The organism is Duganella margarita, assembly GCF_009857535.1.
In the GTDB taxonomy this organism is placed as follows: domain Bacteria; phylum Pseudomonadota; class Gammaproteobacteria; order Burkholderiales; family Burkholderiaceae_D; genus Rugamonas; species Rugamonas margarita.
In genome coordinates this window covers 198,078-215,570 of record NZ_WWCS01000004.1, presented here as the reverse complement: position 1 = coordinate 215,570, position 17,493 = coordinate 198,078, and the positions used below count along the sequence as shown (strand labels likewise).

Here is a 17,493-nt window from a genome sequence, read left to right as displayed (position 1 = left end):
CATGAGCAAATCGATTGTTCTGGTCACCGGTGCGGGCACCGGTATCGGCCACCTGTCGGTCAAGGCGCTGGCGCTGGCCGGCCACACGGTGTACGCCTCGATGCGCGACATCGGCGGCCGCAACGCCGCCAAGGTACGCGAACTGCGCGACTGGGCCTTCGCCCACGGCGCCGATGTGCGGGCGGTGGAACTGGATGTGCTGTCGCAGGCGTCGGCCGACGCCGCGGTGCAGACCATCGTCGCCGAGCGCGGCCGGCTGGACGTGGTGGTGCACAATGCCGGCCACCTGGTGATCGGCCCGACCGAGGCGTTTACGCCGGAGGAAATCAGCCAGGTGTTCGACACCAACTTCCTCGGCGCGCAACGGGTCAACAAGGCGGTGTTGCCGGTGCTGCGTGGGCAGCAGCAGGGGCTGGTGCTGTGGGTCAGCAGCACCACCACGCGCGGCGGCTTCCCGCCGTTCCTCGGCCCGTACGCGGCGGCCAAGGCGGCCATGGATTCGATGGCGGTGACGATGGCGTATGAACTGGCGCGCTTCAACATCGAAACGGCGATCGTGGTGCCGGGCGCGTTCACCGCCGGCACCGACCACTTCGCCAACGCCGGCCACCCGGCCGACGCCGCGACCAGCGCCGCCTACGACGCCCGCTATCAGGGGCTGATGGATCAGGTCGGCGCGCGGCTGAGCGCGCTGATGCCGCCGGAAGCCGATCCGGCGGCGGTGGCGGCCGACATCGCCCGCATCGTCGGCCTGCCGCACGGCACCCGGCCGTTCCGCTCGATCACCGACTTTGTCGACGACGGCGCCGCGGCGGTGACCGACGTGGCCGAGCGGGTGCGCGCCGAGTTTGCCGAGCGCATCGGCATCGCCGACTTGCTCAAGCCCAGCCTGGTGTAATTACAGGCCGGCGCCCTGGCCGTCGAAGCTGCGTTCGATCAGTTCGATTTTGTAGCCGTCCGGGTCGGTGACGAAGGCGATTACGGTGTTGCCGCCCTTGACCGGGCCCGGCTCGCGGGTGACGTTGCCGCCGTTGGCTTTGACTGCGGCGGCGGTGCTGTAAATGTCATCGGCCGAAATGGCGATATGACCGTAAGCGGTGCCCAGATCGTAGCTGGTGGTGCCGTAGTTGTAGGTCAGTTCCAGCTCGGCGTGGTCCGGGTTGGCGCCGTAGCCGAGGAAGGCCAGCGTGTACTGGTATTCCGGGTTGTCGCTGGTGCGCAGCAGCTTCATGCCGAGGACGTTGGTGTAGAAGTCAATGGAACGCTGCAGGTCGCCGACCCGCAGCATGGTGTGCAAAATGCGCATGGTAAATCCTTGTAGATAAAATCCGAAGACGGATTTTATCAGCGGCTGGCGGTTTGCGCTGTCGGGGCCGCACCCGGCGCCACGCGCCAGATCACGTTGCCGACGTCATCTGCCACCAGCAGCGCGCCTTGCCTGTCGACCGCCACGCCGACCGGCCGGCCGCGCGCCTTCTCATCCTTGTCGAGGAAGCCGGTCAGGAAATCCTGCGGCGGGCCGGACGGCTTGCCGTTGCTGAATGGGATGTACACCACCTTGTAGCCGCTCAGCGGCTTGCGGTTCCACGAACCGTGCTGGCCGATGAAGACGCCGCCGCGATACGCAGGCGGGAAGGCCGTGCCTTCATAGAACGTCAGCCCCAGCGAGGCGGTGTGGCCGCCCAGCGCGTAGTCCGGCACGATGGCCTTGGCCACCAGTTCCGGCTTTTGCGGCGATACCCGCGTGTCCACATGCTGGCCGAAGTAGCTGTACGGCCAGCCGTAGAAGCCGCCTTCTTTCACCGAGGTCATGTAGTCGGGCACGAGGTCGTTGCCCAGTTCGTCGCGCTCATTGACCGTGGTCCACAGGGTCTTGGTCTGCGGTTCCCAGCCCATGCCGTTGGCGTTGCGCAGGCCGGTGGCGAACAGCTTCGATTTGCTGGTGGCGATCTCCAGCTGCCAGATGGCGGCGCGGCCGGTTTCCGCATCGATGCCGTTTTCGGCCACGTTGCTGTTGGAGCCGACCGTGACGTACAGGAATTTGCCGTCCGGGCTGGCGATCAGGTTCTTGGTCCAGTGGTGGTTGATGGTGCCGGCCGGCAGGTCCATCACCTTGGTGCCGGCGGTGGTGATGCTGGTGGCGCCGTCCTGGTAGGGGAAGCGCAGCACGGCGTCGGTGTCGGCTACGTACAGATCCTTGCCCACCAGCGCCATGCCGAATGGCGAGTTCAGTCCTTTAATAAATACGGTGCGGGTTTGCGCCACGCCCTTGGCGTCCAGCCCGCGCAGCAGCGTGATGCGGTTGGCCGATTCGGTGACCGCGCCGGCTTTCTTCTGCACCTGCTTCATCACCATGCCCTTGACGCCCTTGGCGTCGTCCGGCTTGGGCGGCGCGTTGGTCTCGGCCACCAGCACGTCGCCGTTCGGCAGCACGTAGACCCAGCGCGGATGCTCCAGCCCGCGCGCATAGGCGGTCACGCTGAAGCCGGCCGGCGCGGTCGGCTGTTCCTGTGCCGCCCACGACGACGCGGTGGCGATGTTGACGGTGGGGACCAGCTTGCGGGCCGGTTCCGGCAACTGCGGATTGGGGCCGAAGCCGACCTGGTAACTCTGGGCGGCGGCCCACAATGGTGCAAGCGCCAGGAGTGGCACCAACAAAGGTAGGGCGGTGAAGGACGGACGCATGGGTGGCAACTCCTGGTTAATCTTGTTTGGTATTGGCTTGCGGCTGGGCTTTGGCGTCCGGGCGCGGTTTTTGCACGCCTGGCTGGTTGTGCAGGTCGGTGTCGACCATGCCGCTGTCGATGTCCTTGGCGGCCTGCTCAATAATGGTGTGCTGCTTGTTGCCTTGGCCGTCCGGTGATTCATCGCGCTCGTGCGGCATGCGCTTGACGCCGTCGTTTTGTGTTTTGGCGTCGGTATTGACGTGTTGATCTTTCATGGCGGCCTCCGTGACATTGTTGTAAGTCATCTTAACGAGTTGGTTTTGCATCAGTCGCCACCTTGAATTTCGACAACTAAAGCTGGAAGTCGTTTATCATTTAGACCATATTTCTTGATCGGATACCTGGATGAGTACTGCTGTCACGCCGGAAAACTGCGCCAACTGCGACACCCCGCTGAGCGGCCATTACTGTTCCAACTGCGGCCAGGAAGCAGTGCTGCACCACGCCAGCACGCGCGAGTTCCTGCATGAATTCGTCGGTCACTACGTCGCGCTGGAAGGCAAGCTGTGGGGATCGCTGGTGCGGCTGCTGTTCCGGCCCGGCATGCTCACCAATGAATACATCCGCGGCCGCCGGGTGCGCTTTGTGCAGCCGCTGCGCCTGTATCTGTCGTTCAGCCTGCTGTTCTTCGCGCTGCTGAAGTTCGGCGGCCATGGCCTCGACAACGGCGAGGACGAGCATGACGAGGCGACCACCGCGCAAACCGCCATGGTCGAGCAGACGGTCAAACAGGTGGGCAAGCTGGGCGCGCTGACGCCGCACGATCCGGCCGAAGCCGAAGGCGCCGCAGCCGCCGAGGCCGCCATTGCCGCGATGGAGAAGGACCAGGGCGCCGAGTCCCGCGCGCGTGACAAGGCTGCCGGGATCGCGGCGCGCATTGCGGCCAGAGAGGCGGCTAAGGAAGCCGCCAAACCGGCGCCGGCCACCCCGGCCAGCGTCAGCGAACCGGGCGACCATGCCTCCTCGGCGCAGTCGAAGGCCAACGACGAGGTCGACCAATGGCTGGACGAGAAGGGCTGGCAGACGCTGCGCCACAAGTGGCAAGGACTGCAGGGGATGTCGCGCGAGCAGCAGAAGGCTGCGTTGCAGGCCGGCTTCTACCACTACGCTCCGTACGCGATCTTCTGCCTGATGCCGGTGTTTGCGCTGTTCCTGAAAATCCTCTACATGGGTTCCGGCCGCCGCTTTGGCGAACACGTGCTGTTCGCCCTGCACACCAACGCCTTTGCCTTCCTGATCTTCAGCCTGATGCTGGTGATCAGGGTCGGCGTGGTCGACTTTGCGCTGTGGTGCTGGCTGCTGGGCTATTTGCCGTGGGCGATGCGGCGCGTGTATCACAGCAGCCGCGCCGGCACGCTGCTGCGCTGGTCGGTGCTGATGTTTTTCTACTCGATTGCGGTGGGCCTGGCACTCGGCGCGGCCGGGGCGCTGGGCGCGTTGACGGCCCACTAAGGGCCCACTAAGGGTGATGCTTGCATTAAATACTGTTTAAATGTACAGTGGCGACGCTAGCGGTGATAGCCGAAGCAGGCGATATGGGTTACCCTCCTGCGTGTTCCTGCCCTAGCCTAAAGCCGAGATTTTTATGACCGCCACGCACGCCGTTTTTCACACTATCGCACTGGCCGTGCGCCCGAATACCGACGGCATCGCCGAGTCGGTGTCCAGCGTGGTCGATTTCCTGCGCCGGGGCGGCTACCAGGTGGTGTTTGAAGAACAGACCGCCGCCCACCTCGGGCCGCAATTTAACGATGTGCCGGTGATGGACGCGGCCGGCATCGGCGCCGGCTGCGACGCCGCCATCGTCATGGGCGGCGACGGCACCATGCTGGGCATCGCGCGCCAGCTGGCGCCGTTCAATGTGCCGCTGATCGGCATCAACCAGGGCCGGCTCGGCTTCATGACCGATATTCCCCTCGACGGCATGCTGGACGTACTGGCGCGCATCCTCAGCGGCAGCTACCAGGCCGAGCGCCGTACGCTGCTGGAAGGCCATGTGCTGCGCGCCGGCGAGTCGATCCATGTCGGCATGGCGGTCAACGACGTGGTGGTGATGCGCGGCACCGGCGCCGGCATGGCCGAACTGCGCGTCGATGTCGACGGCCAGTTCATGTACAACCAGCGCTCCGATGGCCTGATCATCTCCACCCCGACCGGCTCCACCGCCTACGCCCTGTCGGCCGGCGGGCCGCTGCTGCATCCGTCGCTGGGCGGCATCGTGCTGGTGCCGATCGCGCCGCATGCGCTGTCCAACCGGCCGATCGTGCTGCCGGAGTCGAGCCAGATCGTGGTGGAAATCGTGCGCGGACGCGACATCAGCGTCAACTTCGACATGCAAACCTTCGCCAGCCTGCAAGCGCAGGACCAGATCGTGATCCGGCGCTCGCCGCATGCGATCACCTTCCTGCATCCGGAAGGCTGGAGCTACTTCAACACCTTGCGCGAAAAGCTGCACTGGAATGAGTATCCGTCCGGTGAGGGCAAACTCGCTTAACCACACTAACGCCACACTAACGGTCTCCATGCTGCGTACCCTGTCCATCCGTGATTTCGTGATCGTTGAGTCGATCGAACTGGAATTCTCCGCCGGCTTTACGGTGTTCACCGGCGAGACCGGGGCCGGCAAATCGATCCTGATCGATGCGTTGACGCTGGCGCTGGGCGGCCGCGGCGACGCCAGCGTGGTGCGCGAAGGCGCGGCCAAGGCCGACATCACGGCCGATTTCGCCGTCAGCGCGCAGGCGCGCGACTGGCTGGCGGCCAATGAATTCGCGGTGGAGGAGGGTGGCGCGCTGCTGCGCCGCGTAATCGACAACGCCGGCCGCAGCAAGGCCTATATCAACGGCATCGCGGCGACGGCGGCGCAGTTGCGCGAGCTGGGCGACATGCTGGTCGATATCCACGGCCAGCACGCCCACCAGTCGCTGATGAAGACCGAGGCGCAGCGCGTGCTGCTGGACGGCCAGGCCGGCGCCGAGGGCGAAGCGCGCGCGGTGGCGGCGGCGTATCGGGCCTGGCGCGCGCTGGCCAGGCAGCTGGAGGAGTTCGAGACCAATGCCGCCAATGTGCTGTATGAGCGCGAGCGGCTGGAGTGGCAGGTCAACGAGCTGGAAAAGCTGGCGGTCAAGCCGGGCGAGTGGCTGGAGGTCAGCAATGAGCAGAGCCGTTTGTCGCACGCGGCCAGTTTGCTGGAAGGCGCGCAGGAGGCGCTGGAAGTGATTTCGGAAGCCGAGGAGCATCCGATCCTGTCGCAGCTGTCGTCGCTGAACCAGAAGCTGGGCAAGCTGGCCGATATCGACAGCGGCCTGCAGCCGATCGTCGACCTGATCGAGCCGGCGCGCATCCAGTTGCAGGAAGCGGTGTATGCGCTCAACGATTACCTGGACCGGGTGGATCTGGACCCGTCGCGCCTGCGCTCGGTGGAGGCGCGCATGGATGCGATCCATTCGGCGGCCCGCAAGTTCCGCGTGCCGGAAGAGCAACTGCCGGAGGAGCATACCAAGCTGGCCGCGCGGCTGCTGCAGCTGGCCGACGCCAGCGATCTGGAAGGCCTGCGCAAGCAGGAGGAAAAGCTGAAGGCGGCTTACATGGCCGAGGCGCACAAGCTGTCGGCCACGCGCGCCAAAGCCGCAGCGACGCTGGGCGAGGCGGTCACGCGGGCGATGCAGGAATTGAATATGACGGGCGGCCGTTTCGAGGTGGCCCTGCATGCGGCCGAGCCGGCGGTGTATGGGCTCGAGCAGGTGGAATTCCTGGTGGCCGGCCATGCCGGCGTGGCGGCGCGTTCGCTGGCCAAGGTGGCGTCGGGCGGCGAACTGGCGCGCATTTCGCTGGCCATTTCGGTGATTACTTCCAATGCGACCACGGTGCCGACCCTGATCTTCGATGAGGTGGACAGCGGCATCGGCGGCGGCGTGGCGGAAGTGGTGGGGCGCTTGCTGCGGCGCCTGGGGCAGGAGCGCCAGGTGCTGTGCGTGACGCACTTGCCGCAGGTGGCCAGCCAGGCCGGCCAGCACTTCCAGGTGGCCAAGGGCACGCTGGACAACGGCAAGACCGCCTCACGCATCGACGTGCTGGATGCCAAATCGCGGGTGGAGGAAATCGCCCGCATGCTGGGCGGGCTGGAAATCACCGCCACCACCCGCAAGCACGCCCGCGAGCTGCTGGCCTCTTGATATGGCTCAGTCCAGCGCCGGCTAAACGCGCTAAGATTGATCATTGCCCTTTACAACAGGAGGCGATGATGGATACCGAGCAACGGATTGATAAGCTGGGAGCTTCCTCCGATGAGACGAGGGAGCGGTTGGTGCGAATGGAAGTGCAGTTAAAGGAGATGGATGCGCGTGTGGCCAACAAAGAGGACATTGCCCATCTTCGTACGGATATTTACAAGCTTGAAGTCAGAATGGTGAAGTGGTTTATTTTCACCGCTTTTGGGATGACCACCGCGATGGGTGGCATTGCGGTCGCGACGATCAGGCTTATACATTAAGATACGGGCTTACGGTACAACCTAAGCCATTCATGACCTTCCAAACAGAACCTCCCCACAAGCATGGCACCACCGGCCGCAGCGCCATTGTCCTGGTCAACCTGGGCACGCCGGATGAGCCGACCCGCTCCGCCGTGCGCCGCTACCTGAAAGAATTCCTGTCCGACCCGCGCGTGGTCGAGATTCCCAGGGCGGTCTGGTGGTTTATCCTCAACCTGATCATCCTGCCGTTCCGCTCCGGCCAGTCGGCCAGGAAGTACGCCACCATCTGGACCCGCGAAGGCTCGCCGTTGCGCACCAACACCGCCGCCCAGGCGCTCGGCCTGCGCGCCGCCCTCGGCGAGCGCGGCCACGAAGACCTGACCGTGGCCATGGCCATGCGCTACGGTTCGCCGTCGTTGCCCGAAGTGCTGACCAAGCTGAAGGCCGACGGCGCCGATCGTATCCTGGTGCTGCCGGCCTATCCGCAATACTCCGGCACCACCACCGGTTCGATCTACGACGCCGTGTTCCAGCACTACGGCAGCGTGCGCAATATTCCGGAACTGCGCTTCATCCGCAACTACCACGACCACGAAGGCTATATCCGTGCCCTGCAGCAGTCGGTGCTGAACCACTGGGACCAACACGGCCGGCCGGACAAGCTGGTGATGAGCTTCCACGGCGTGCCCAAGCGCACGCTGATGCTGGGCGATCCCTACCACTGCGAGTGCCTGAAGACGGCGCGGCTGCTGGCCGCTGCCCTCCGGCTGACGCCGGACCAGTACGTGGTCACCTTCCAGTCGCGCTTCGGCAAGGCCGAGTGGCTGCAGCCATACACCGCGCCGACCGTGGCGCAGCTGGCGCGCGACGGCGTCAAGCGGCTGGACGTGATCTGCCCCGGCTTCATCAGCGACTGCCTGGAAACGCTGGAGGAAATCTCGATGGAAGTGCGGCACGACTTCGAGTCCAATGGCGGCAAAGAGTTCCACTACATCCCATGCCTGAACGACGCGCCTTCCTGGATCGCCGCGCTGACCGAAGTCGCCGAGCAGCACATCATCGGCTGGCCGACCAAGCTGGCGCCGGCCGAACGCGAACTGCTGAAAAAAGATGCAGAAGTGGCCCGCAGCGCCGCCCTGCAGCGCGGCGCCGCCGACTGAAAAGCAACATTCCCCCCGCCTTCCCACCGTCACCCGATAATCAGCACTTGCGGGTGACGAGTGCCAGCCTGTTAAAATAGCCGCCTGATGCAAACTTAACGTTGTCGAAATGGCAGGTTCAAATAACCCTTGAAATCGTAGGTTATCGCCCCATTTGATGCCACAGCGGTAATACAAGTCATATCAAACAAATACGATCGTAGGAGTCTCTAGATGCAAGATCAGGAAAACCAAGCCGTACCCCCTAATCCAGAGGCGGCAGCAGCCGCTGCGTCGGCCCCGCCATCGACCCCGGAAGGCGGTCTGCCATCGCTGGAACAGCAGCTGGCCGAGACCGAAGCCAAGCTGGCCGAAATGCATGACGCCTTCATGCGCGCCAAAGCCGACGGCGAAAACATCCGCCGCCGCGCGCAGGAAGACGTGTCCAAGGCGCATAAATTTGCCGTCGAAAGTTTTGCCGAAGCACTGGTGCCGGTCAAGGACAGCCTGGAAATGGCACTGAAAGTCGAAGCGCCGACGCTGGAATCGTTGAAGGAAGGCGTGGAAATGACGCTGAAGCAACTGTCGGCCGCCTTCGAACGCAACCGCCTGATCGCCATCGAACCGGCGCAGGGCGACAAGCTGGACCCGAACAAGCACCAGGCCGTGGCCGTGGTGCCTGCCGACCAGGAAGCCAATACCGTGGTGACCGTGTTGCAAAAGGGTTATATGATCGCCGACCGCCTGCTGCGTCCGGCCATTGTCACTGCCGCGCAAGCGAAATAATTTGCAAGCTCTTGAAACCATAGAGCTTTTCCACATATAAGAACCATCTGAACTCTAGCAAATAAGGAATAAAATCATGGGTCGAATTATCGGTATCGATTTGGGAACTACCAACTCCTGCGTTTCCGTTATGGAAAATGGTCAGCCTAAGGTCATCGAAAACGCTGAAGGCGCGCGTACCACGCCATCTATCATTGCTTACCAAGAAGATGGTGAAATTCTGGTTGGCGCGCCGGCGAAACGCCAGGCGGTCACCAATCCAAAAAACACGCTGTTCGCTGTGAAACGCCTGATCGGTCGTAAATTCGACGAGAAGGAAGTGCAGAAGGACATCGGTCTGATGCCTTACAGCATCACCAAAGCCGACAACGGCGACGCCTGGATCGGCGTGCGCGACAAAAAACTGGCGCCGCCACAAATCTCGGCGGAAGTGCTGCGCAAAATGAAGAAAACCGCGGAAGACTACCTGGGTGAAGAAGTCACCGAGGCCGTCATCACCGTGCCGGCGTACTTCAACGACTCGCAGCGTCAGGCCACCAAGGACGCCGGCCGCATCGCTGGCCTGGACGTCAAGCGCATCATCAACGAACCTACCGCAGCCGCGCTGGCTTTCGGCCTGGACAAGACCGAAAAGGGCGACCGCAAGATCGCCGTGTACGACCTGGGCGGCGGTACTTTCGACGTATCGATCATTGAAATCGCGGACGTCGATGGCGAAAAGCAGTTCGAAGTGCTGTCGACCAACGGCGATACCTTCCTGGGCGGCGAAGACTTCGACCAGCGCATCATCGATTACATCATCGAAGAGTTCAAGAAGATCAACGGCCTGGACCTGAAAAAAGATCCGATTGCCCTGCAACGCATCAAGGCTTCGGCCGAGCGCGCAAAGATCGAACTGTCGTCGTCGCAGCAGACCGAAATCAACGAGCCGTACATCGCCATGGCGAACGGCGCGCCGGTCCACCTGACGCTGAAAATGACCCGCGCCAAGCTGGAATCGCTGGTCGAAGAGCTGATCATCGCCACCATCGAGCCATGCAAAACCGCGATCAAGGACGCCGGCGTTAAAGTCACCGACATCGACGACATCATTCTGGTCGGCGGCATGACCCGTATGCCAAAGGTGCAGGAAAAGGTCAAGGAGTTCTTCGGCAAGGAGCCACGTAAAGACGTGAACCCGGACGAAGCCGTTGCAGTCGGCGCCGCCATTCAAGGTTCGGTGCTGTCGGGCGAACGCAAGGACTTGCTGCTGCTGGACGTGACCCCACTGTCGCTGGGTATCGAAACCCTGGGCGGCGTGATGACCAAGATGATTCACAAGAACACCACGATTCCGACCAAGTTCTCGCAAGTGTTCTCGACCGCTGATGACAACCAGCCTGCGGTGACCATCAAGGTCTACCAGGGCGAGCGCGAAATCGCGGCCGGCAACAAGGGCCTGGGCGAGTTCAATCTGGAAGGCATCCCGCCGGCAGCACGCGGCACGCCACAGATCGAAGTGACCTTCGACATCGACGCCAACGGCATTCTGCACGTCGGCGCCAAAGACAAGGCCACCGGCAAAGAGAACAAGATCACGATCAAGGCCAACTCCGGTCTGACCGAAGCGGAAATCCAGAAAATGGTGAAGGACGCTGAAGTCAACGCTGAAGAAGACAAGAAAGTGAAGGAACTGGCTGAGTCGCGCAATCAGGCCGACGCGCTGGTGCACTCGACCCGCAAGTCGCTGACCGAATACGGCGACAAGCTGGAAGCCGGCGAGAAAGAGAAGATCGAAGCGGCAATCACCGACCTGGAAGCCTCGATCAAGTCGGGCGACAAGGCCGAGATCGACGCCAAGGTAGCCTCGCTGTCGACCGCCTCGCAGAAACTGGGCGAGAAGATGTACGCCGACATGCAAGCGCAGCAAGCCGCGGGCGGCGAAGGTGCGGCACCCGGCGCAGGCGCCGGTGCTGAACAGGCCAAGCCACAGGACGACGTGGTGGACGCCGACTTCAAGGAAGTTAAAGACAACAAGTAATGCCGTCATCCCCGCGCAGGCGGGGATCCATGCTGAGCTGGTGATCGCTACTCAGCATGGGTTCCCGCAGGCGCGGGAACGACGCCGCCGAGCCGCGTGGTCATGCCGCCGGCTCGGCTTTTTCGCATAAATCAGTACAGAATATAAGCAGGATTCCGACACTATGGCAAAGCGTGATTTCTACGAAATACTCGGTGTGGCAAAAAGCGCTACCGAAGACGAGATCAAGAAGGCCTACCGCAAGCTGGCGATGAAATACCATCCGGACCGTAATCCGGACAGCAAAGACGCGGAAGAGAAATTCAAGGAAGTCAAAGAAGCCTACGAAATGCTGACCAATCCGGACAAGCGCGAGGCGTATGACCGTTACGGTCACGCCGGCGTCGATCCGAATGCGGGCGGCGGTGGCTTTGGCGGCGGCGCCGGCGGTTTCGGCGACGCCTTCGGCGACATCTTCGGCGACATCTTCGGTGGTGGCGGCCGCGGCCGCAGCCAGGGTCCGCAGGTGTACCGCGGCGCCGATCTGCGCTACAACCTGGAAATTACGCTGGAACAGGCGGCGCACGGCTTCGACACCACCATTCGCGTGCCGTCGTGGGACAAGTGCGACACCTGTAACGGTTCCGGTGCCAAGCCAGGCACCTCGCCGGTGACCTGCTCGACTTGCGCCGGCCACGGCCAGGTGCGCATGCAGCAGGGCTTCTTCAGCATCCAGCAGACCTGCCCGAAATGCCACGGCACCGGCAAGATCATTCCTGAACCGTGCGCCGCCTGCGCGGGCCAGGGCCGCATCAAGCGCAACAAGACGCTGGAAGTGAAGATCCCGGTCGGCATCGACAACGGCATGCGCATCCGCTCGTCCGGCAACGGCGAACCGGGCACCAACGGCGGACCATCGGGCGACCTGTACGTGGAAATCCACATCAAGCCGCACCAGGTGTTCCAGCGCGAAGGCGACGACCTGCATTGCGAAATGCCGATCTCGTTCGCCAAGGCAGCGCTGGGCGGCGAAATCGAAGTGCCGACATTGTCTGGTAAAGTATCGTTTACGATCCCGGAAGGCACCCAGTCGGGCAAGACCTTCCGCCTCAAAGGCAAGGGCATCAAGGGCGTGCGTTCCGGCTTCGCGGGCGATCTGTTCTGTCACGTGGCGGTGGAAACGCCGGTCAAGCTGACCGACAAGCAGAAAGACCTGCTGCGTGACTTTGAAAAGTCGACCACCGAGGGCGGCAACAAGCACAGCCCACAGACGAAAACCTGGCGTGACAAGGTCAAGGACTTCTTTGAGTAATGCAGTTGAGTAACTTGACGGTCACACCGGCTTGGTAATATCGGACCGCCGCGCTGCCCATTTTGGGCAGACCGGCGGTCTTCTTATGTACGAGAGGAAATCATGGAAAGTCTGAAAAACAGTACGTCCCCTTTGCGCGGCCTGCTTGAGAACAACCGTCGCTGGGCGGAATCGGAAGTCGCGCGCGACCCCGAATTCTTCAGCCGGCTGGCCAACCAGGCCGCCCCGGAATACCTGTGGATCGGTTGTTCCGACAGCCGCGTACCGGCGAACGAACTGCTGGGCCTGTTGCCGGGCGACGTCTTCGTGCACCGCAATATCGCCAACGTGGTGGTGCATTCGGACCTGAACGCGCTGTCGGTGCTGCAGTTCGCGATTGACGTGCTGAAGGTCAAGCACGTGATCATCGTCGGCCACTACGGCTGCAAGGGCGTGCATGCGGCCATGATGGGCACCCGCGTCGGCCTGGTCGACAACTGGCTGCGCCACGTGCACGACGTGCACCAGAAGCATGAGCGCTATATGGGCACCGTGGTCAACGAGCAAAAGCGCTCGGAGCGCCTGGTGGAGCTGAATGTGGTGGAGCAGGTCTCCAACGTCTGCGCCACCACCATCGTGCAGGACGCCTGGGACCGCGGCCAAGACCTGACGGTGCATGGCTGGGTCTACGGCATCAACGACGGCAAACTGCAGGACATGGGCATCGCCATCAGCGCGCTCGACCAGCTGGCCCCGGCCGTGCAGCAGCGCCTGGCCAAGTACGACACCGCTCCCGCGAGCTGATGCTTGACCGTTATGCGACACTTGTCACATAATCGTGGCTTGTGTCGCATAATCGGGAGACGTTCTGGAAACACGTTCAAACAGCAGGAATCGGCACATTGACGCCTTGCGCGGCGTGGCGATTTTATGCGTGCTGGTGCTGCATTTTGCGCTGGCCTACGATCTGAAGAACAGCCCGGTCGGCTTGCTGCCGGTGTGGCTGCGCCGCGCCGCCTATCAGGGCAATTTTGGCGTGACAATCTTTTTCACCCTGTCCGGTTACCTGATCGTGTCGATGTCGCTGCGGCGCTGGGGCGATCTGGCGCACATCAAGCTGCGCGAGTTCTATCTGTATCGTGCCGCCCGCATTCTTCCTTGCCTGTTGTTGGCGCTGGCGATCATCGTCGCGCTGGGCCTGCTGGATATCCCGTTCTTCGACAACGACGCGCTGCCGCACAGCTATTTCGTGATTGCGGTCGGCTCGATCCTGACCTTCTGGCACAACCAGCTGATGCAGAGCGCCGGCTATTTCAACTATTGCCTGAACGTGTACTGGTCCTTGTCGGTAGAGGAAATGTTTTATCTGCTGCTGCCGGTGTCCTGCCTGCTGCTGCGCAAGCGCTTGCCGATTCTGCTGCTGTGCGCCGTGGCCATCGTGGCCGGGCCGGTTTACCGCAGCCAGCATGCCGACAACGAAATCTATTTCATGTACGGCTATCTGGCCTGCTTCGACGCCATCGCCATCGGCTGTGTCACCGCCTTGCTGATGCAGCGCTGGCAGGCCACGGCGCGGCAGGCGCTGGTGTTGCGGTGGCTGTCCGGGCTGGCGCTGGCGGCACTCTACGTGCGCGGCATCCATGGCCATGAAGTGTTTGGCTTCACGCTGGTGGCGCTGGCCACCGCCGGCTGCGTGCTTGGCGCCGGCGAGGCGCGCGGCAAGCCGGGCGCGTTGCAGTGGCTGGGCCGCCACAGCTATGAGATTTACCTGTTCCACATCATCGTGCTGGCGGCGCTGCGCAATGTGGTAGACAAGACACAGCTGGGCTACGCGGCCACGCTGCCGTGGTTCCTGCTGTTTGTCTTGCTAACCGCGCTGGTGGCGGGCATCGTTGCCCGTTATGTATCCGGGCCTGCCAATGCCGCGATCCGCCGCGCCGGTCAACGCTGAAAGCAAGGCTGGCAGAATCAGTCGGTTCTGACTTAGAATCTGCGCATGACCTCCAAAACCCCGCCAGCCATGCCGAAATTGCGCATCGTTGTCGTCAATACCGTTATCCATGACGAAGACGACCAAGCGCTGCATGCGCAGGCCGAGCGCGCGCGCGTGCTGCGCATCGGGCTGCTGGAGGCGGGCTACGACATCGTCGCCTCGCTGCCGCCGGATATGTACTTGCCCGAGCGCATCGCCCAGCTGCAGCCGGACATGATCATTGTCGACGCCGAATCCGACGCGCGCGATGTGCTGGAACATATCGTCATCGCCACCCGCGACGAGCGCCGCCCGATCGTCATGTTCACCGAAGACCAGGACCCGGAAAGCATGGAGGCCGCCGTGGAAGCGGGGGTCTCGGCCTACATCGTCGCCGGCCTGCAGGGTGAGCGCATCAAGCCGGTGCTGCAAGTGGCGCTGGCGCAGTTCAAGCGCGAGCAGAAGCTGCTGGACGAACTGTCCGACACCAAGAGCAAGCTGGCCGAGCGCAAGGTCATCGAAAAGGCCAAGGGCCTGCTGATGGAGCGCCAGCGCTTCACCGAGGAGCAGGCCTACCAGAAGCTGCGCTCAATGGCCATGAGCAAAAACCTCAAGCTGTCCGAAGTCGCCCAGCGCATCCTGGACGTCGAAGACCTGCTGGGCTAAAAACGCCCCCCAAAATGATGCAGCGCGCATTTGCGGTGCATTTTTTTTGTCCGTCTATTCCTCCTTTCCCTCTGTAGCCCTGCTGGCACGGACATTGCATTGATGTAATCAAGCGCAATGCTGCGCACGATGTGCCTTGCCAACGGCGGTAGGGCCCACCAGACAATGACGTCTACCAGATCATGAATTCGTTCGTGAGGGTAGGCGTTTTTTTTGGCCCAATAGTTATAGACGACTACCAGAAGGGATAGCCATGAAGCATACTGAGCTCGCAGCAAACGACGTCGAGGTCGACGTCACACGCAGGAAAATTATTCATGGTGCAGGTCTGGTAGCGGGAGGAAGCATGTTGGGATTGGCAACAGGGGGCGTATGGGCCGCAGGGTCGGACAAGCCGGAGAAAGAGGAAGTCAAGATCGGCTTCATTCCGCTGACCGACTGCGCCTCCGTGGTGATGGCGTCGGTGCTGGGCTTCGATAAAAAATACGGCGTCAAATTCGTGCTGAGTAAAGAGGCCTCGTGGGCCGGCGTGCGCGACAAGCTGTCGAATGGCGATCTGGATGCGGCCCATGTGCTGTATGGTCTCCTTTACGGCGTGCAGATGGGGATCGGCGGCCAGAAGAAGGACATGGCGGTGCTGATGGGCCTTAATAACAACGGCCAGGCGATCACGCTGTCGAAGAAAATCGCCGACAAGGGCGGCGTCGATGGTCCATCGCTGGCAAAGCTGATGCAGACCGACAAGCGCGAGTACACCTTCGCGCAGACCTTCCCGACCGGCACCCACGCCATGTGGCTGTACTACTGGCTGGCTGCCAACGGCATCAATCCGATGAAGGACGCCAAGGTGATCACCGTGCCGCCGCCGCAGATGGTGGCCAATATGCGGGTCGGGAATATGGACGGCTTCTGCGTCGGCGAACCGTGGGGTCATCGCGCCATCATGGACGGCGTCGGCATCACCGCCACCACCACGCAGGATATCTGGAAGGACCACCCGGAGAAGGTGCTGGGCTCCACGCTGGAATTCGCCAAGAAGTATCCGAACACCTGCCGCGCGATGATGGCGGCGATTCTGGATGCCAGCAAATGGATCGACGCGTCGCTGGCCAACAAGAACAAGATGGCCGAGGTGATCGCCGACAAATCCTACGTCAACACCAGCAAGGACGCGATCGATCAGCGCATCATGGGCCGCTACCAGAATGGCCTGGGCAAGACCTGGGACGATCCGAATCACATGAAGTTCTACAACGACGGCGCGGTCAACTTCCCGTACCTGTCGGACGGCATGTGGTTCATGACGCAGCATCGCCGCTGGGGCCTGCTGAAGGACGATCCGGATTATCTGGCCGTAGCGACCTCGGTCAACCAGATCGACTTGTACAAGGATGCGGCCACCATGACCAAAACGCCCGTACCTAAAAGCCCTCTGCGTACATCGAAACTGATGGACGGTTCCGTGTGGGACGGCAAGAACCCGAAAGCGTTCGCCGCCTCGTTCAAGATCAAAGCCTGATAACAGGAGAATCTGATGAACGCCTTGCTCAAACCCGATAGCCCCGAACCGGTGGCTGCGGCGACGGATGGCGCTGCGCCAGTCCGCCGTCCGCGTCGTCCGCTGGCCGCCAACGGCACGGCGCGCGCGCGCCGGCAGGTCTCCGCCGTCGTCATGAAAATCGTCGCGCCGCTGGTGGGGGCGGCCTTGCTGGTCGCCGTGTGGCAGCTGATCACCGTGAACAACGCCACCTTCCCGACGCCGGCCGCCACGCTGGCGGAAGCGGTCAAGCTGTTCTCCGATCCGTTCTACCGCACTAGCCCGAATGACCAGGGTATCGGCTGGAACCTGCTGGCGTCCTTGCAGCGGGTGGGCGTGGGCTTCGGCCTGGCGGCGCTGGTCGGCATTCCGCTCGGCTTCCTGATCGGCCGCGTGCAGTTCGTCGGCAGCATGTTCGGGCCGATTATCAGCTTGCTCAAACCGGTGTCGCCGCTGGCGTGGCTGCCGATTGGCCTGCTGGTGTTCAAGTCCGCCAACCCGGCGGCGATCTGGTCGATCTTCATCTGCTCGATCTGGCCGATGATCATCAACACCGCCGTCGGCGTGCAGCGCGTGCCGCAGGATTACATGAACGTGGCGCGGGTGCTTAATCTGTCGGAGTGGAAGGTGCTGACCAAGATCCTGCTGCCATCGGCGCTGCCGTACATCCTGACCGGCGTGCGGCTGTCGATCGGCACCGCGTGGCTGGTGATCGTCGCGGCCGAAATGCTGACCGGTGGCGTGGGCATCGGCTTCTGGCTGTGGGACGAGTGGAACAACCTGAATGTCCCGCACATCATTATCGCCATTGTCTCGATTGGCCTGGTGGGGCTGCTGCTTGAGCAGGCGCTGATGGCGCTGGCCCGTGCCTTCACCTACGAACAAGTATCCAACTAAGGAGCG

General features: G+C 62.6%; 17 protein-coding genes. 14 read left to right on the top strand and 3 right to left on the bottom strand.

Going from position 1 to position 17,493, the window contains the following annotated elements; translation table 11 throughout:
* The first annotated feature begins 1 nt into the window (after nucleotide 1).
* The gene (locus GTP55_RS08165; protein WP_161044442.1) at nucleotides 2-898 is read left to right on the top strand and encodes an SDR family oxidoreductase; all 897 of its coding nucleotides are present in this window, start codon (nucleotides 2-4) and stop codon (nucleotides 896-898) included.
* On the opposite strand, the gene gloA is transcribed toward GTP55_RS08165, so the two are convergent.
* From gloA to GTP55_RS08150, 3 genes are read right to left on the bottom strand one after another with little or no spacing between them, the layout of a single operon-like run.
* The gene (gloA, locus tag GTP55_RS08160) at nucleotides 899-1,306 is read right to left on the bottom strand and encodes a lactoylglutathione lyase (RefSeq protein WP_161044441.1); all 408 of its coding nucleotides are present in this window, start codon (nucleotides 1,304-1,306) and stop codon (nucleotides 899-901) included. It lies immediately after the preceding gene.
* 38 nt (nucleotides 1,307-1,344) lie between these two features.
* Nucleotides 1,345-2,685 carry a PQQ-dependent sugar dehydrogenase gene (locus tag GTP55_RS08155; protein ID WP_161044440.1) on the bottom strand — a complete coding sequence of 447 codons (1,341 nt, stop codon included), beginning with the start codon at nucleotides 2,683-2,685 and terminating at the stop codon, nucleotides 1,345-1,347.
* Nucleotides 2,686-2,701: 16 nt separating this feature from the next.
* The gene (locus tag GTP55_RS08150) at nucleotides 2,702-2,941 is read right to left on the bottom strand and encodes a hypothetical protein (RefSeq protein WP_161044439.1); all 240 of its coding nucleotides are present in this window, start codon (nucleotides 2,939-2,941) and stop codon (nucleotides 2,702-2,704) included.
* Between the two features lie 130 nt (nucleotides 2,942-3,071).
* On the opposite strand from GTP55_RS08150, the gene GTP55_RS08145 reads away from it, so the two are divergent.
* The 13 genes from GTP55_RS08145 to ntrB all read left to right on the top strand — a co-directional run bounded on the left by GTP55_RS08145 (nucleotide 3,072) and on the right by ntrB (nucleotide 17,487).
* Nucleotides 3,072-4,178: a DUF3667 domain-containing protein gene (locus tag GTP55_RS08145; RefSeq protein WP_161044438.1), complete on the top strand. Its 1,107-nt coding sequence runs from the start codon at nucleotides 3,072-3,074 to the stop codon at nucleotides 4,176-4,178.
* Between the two features lie 133 nt (nucleotides 4,179-4,311).
* A complete protein-coding gene (locus GTP55_RS08140; RefSeq protein WP_161044437.1) occupies nucleotides 4,312-5,220 on the top strand; it encodes an NAD kinase in 909 nt (302 codons plus the stop codon).
* Nucleotides 5,221-5,248: 28 nt separating this feature from the next.
* Complete coding sequence (gene recN / locus GTP55_RS08135; protein ID WP_161044436.1) at nucleotides 5,249-6,901, top strand: DNA repair protein RecN; 1,653 nt, start codon at nucleotides 5,249-5,251, stop codon at nucleotides 6,899-6,901.
* Nucleotides 6,902-6,969: 68 nt separating this feature from the next.
* The gene (locus GTP55_RS08130) at nucleotides 6,970-7,218 is read left to right on the top strand and encodes a hypothetical protein (protein ID WP_161044435.1); all 249 of its coding nucleotides are present in this window, start codon (nucleotides 6,970-6,972) and stop codon (nucleotides 7,216-7,218) included.
* 32 nt (nucleotides 7,219-7,250) lie between these two features.
* Complete coding sequence (gene hemH, locus GTP55_RS08125) at nucleotides 7,251-8,360, top strand: ferrochelatase (protein WP_161044434.1); 1,110 nt, start codon at nucleotides 7,251-7,253, stop codon at nucleotides 8,358-8,360.
* 213 nt (nucleotides 8,361-8,573) lie between these two features.
* Nucleotides 8,574-9,125: a nucleotide exchange factor GrpE gene (grpE, locus tag GTP55_RS08120; RefSeq protein ID WP_161044433.1), complete on the top strand. Its 552-nt coding sequence runs from the start codon at nucleotides 8,574-8,576 to the stop codon at nucleotides 9,123-9,125.
* Between the two features lie 76 nt (nucleotides 9,126-9,201).
* A complete protein-coding gene (gene dnaK / locus GTP55_RS08115; protein WP_161044432.1) occupies nucleotides 9,202-11,145 on the top strand; it encodes a molecular chaperone DnaK in 1,944 nt (647 codons plus the stop codon).
* Nucleotides 11,146-11,308: 163 nt separating this feature from the next.
* Nucleotides 11,309-12,436, top strand: coding sequence for a molecular chaperone DnaJ (gene dnaJ / locus GTP55_RS08110; protein ID WP_161044431.1), 1,128 nt, complete (start codon nucleotides 11,309-11,311; stop codon nucleotides 12,434-12,436).
* A gap of 102 nt (nucleotides 12,437-12,538) precedes the next feature.
* A complete protein-coding gene (gene can / locus GTP55_RS08105; RefSeq protein WP_161044430.1) occupies nucleotides 12,539-13,219 on the top strand; it encodes a carbonate dehydratase in 681 nt (226 codons plus the stop codon).
* Nucleotides 13,220-13,283: 64 nt separating this feature from the next.
* Nucleotides 13,284-14,366: an acyltransferase family protein gene (locus tag GTP55_RS08100; RefSeq protein WP_161044625.1), complete on the top strand. Its 1,083-nt coding sequence runs from the start codon at nucleotides 13,284-13,286 to the stop codon at nucleotides 14,364-14,366.
* A gap of 69 nt (nucleotides 14,367-14,435) precedes the next feature.
* Nucleotides 14,436-15,053 (top strand): ANTAR domain-containing response regulator, encoded by a 618-nt coding sequence (locus GTP55_RS08095; RefSeq protein WP_161044624.1) that lies wholly within the window; start codon nucleotides 14,436-14,438, stop codon nucleotides 15,051-15,053.
* Between the two features lie 253 nt (nucleotides 15,054-15,306).
* A complete protein-coding gene (locus tag GTP55_RS08090) occupies nucleotides 15,307-16,572 on the top strand; it encodes a CmpA/NrtA family ABC transporter substrate-binding protein (RefSeq protein WP_229257822.1) in 1,266 nt (421 codons plus the stop codon).
* A 15-nt stretch (nucleotides 16,573-16,587) separates the two neighbouring features.
* Nucleotides 16,588-17,487 carry a nitrate ABC transporter permease gene (gene ntrB, locus GTP55_RS08085; protein WP_161044428.1) on the top strand — a complete coding sequence of 300 codons (900 nt, stop codon included), beginning with the start codon at nucleotides 16,588-16,590 and terminating at the stop codon, nucleotides 17,485-17,487.
* Nucleotides 17,488-17,493: the final 6 nt, after the last annotated feature.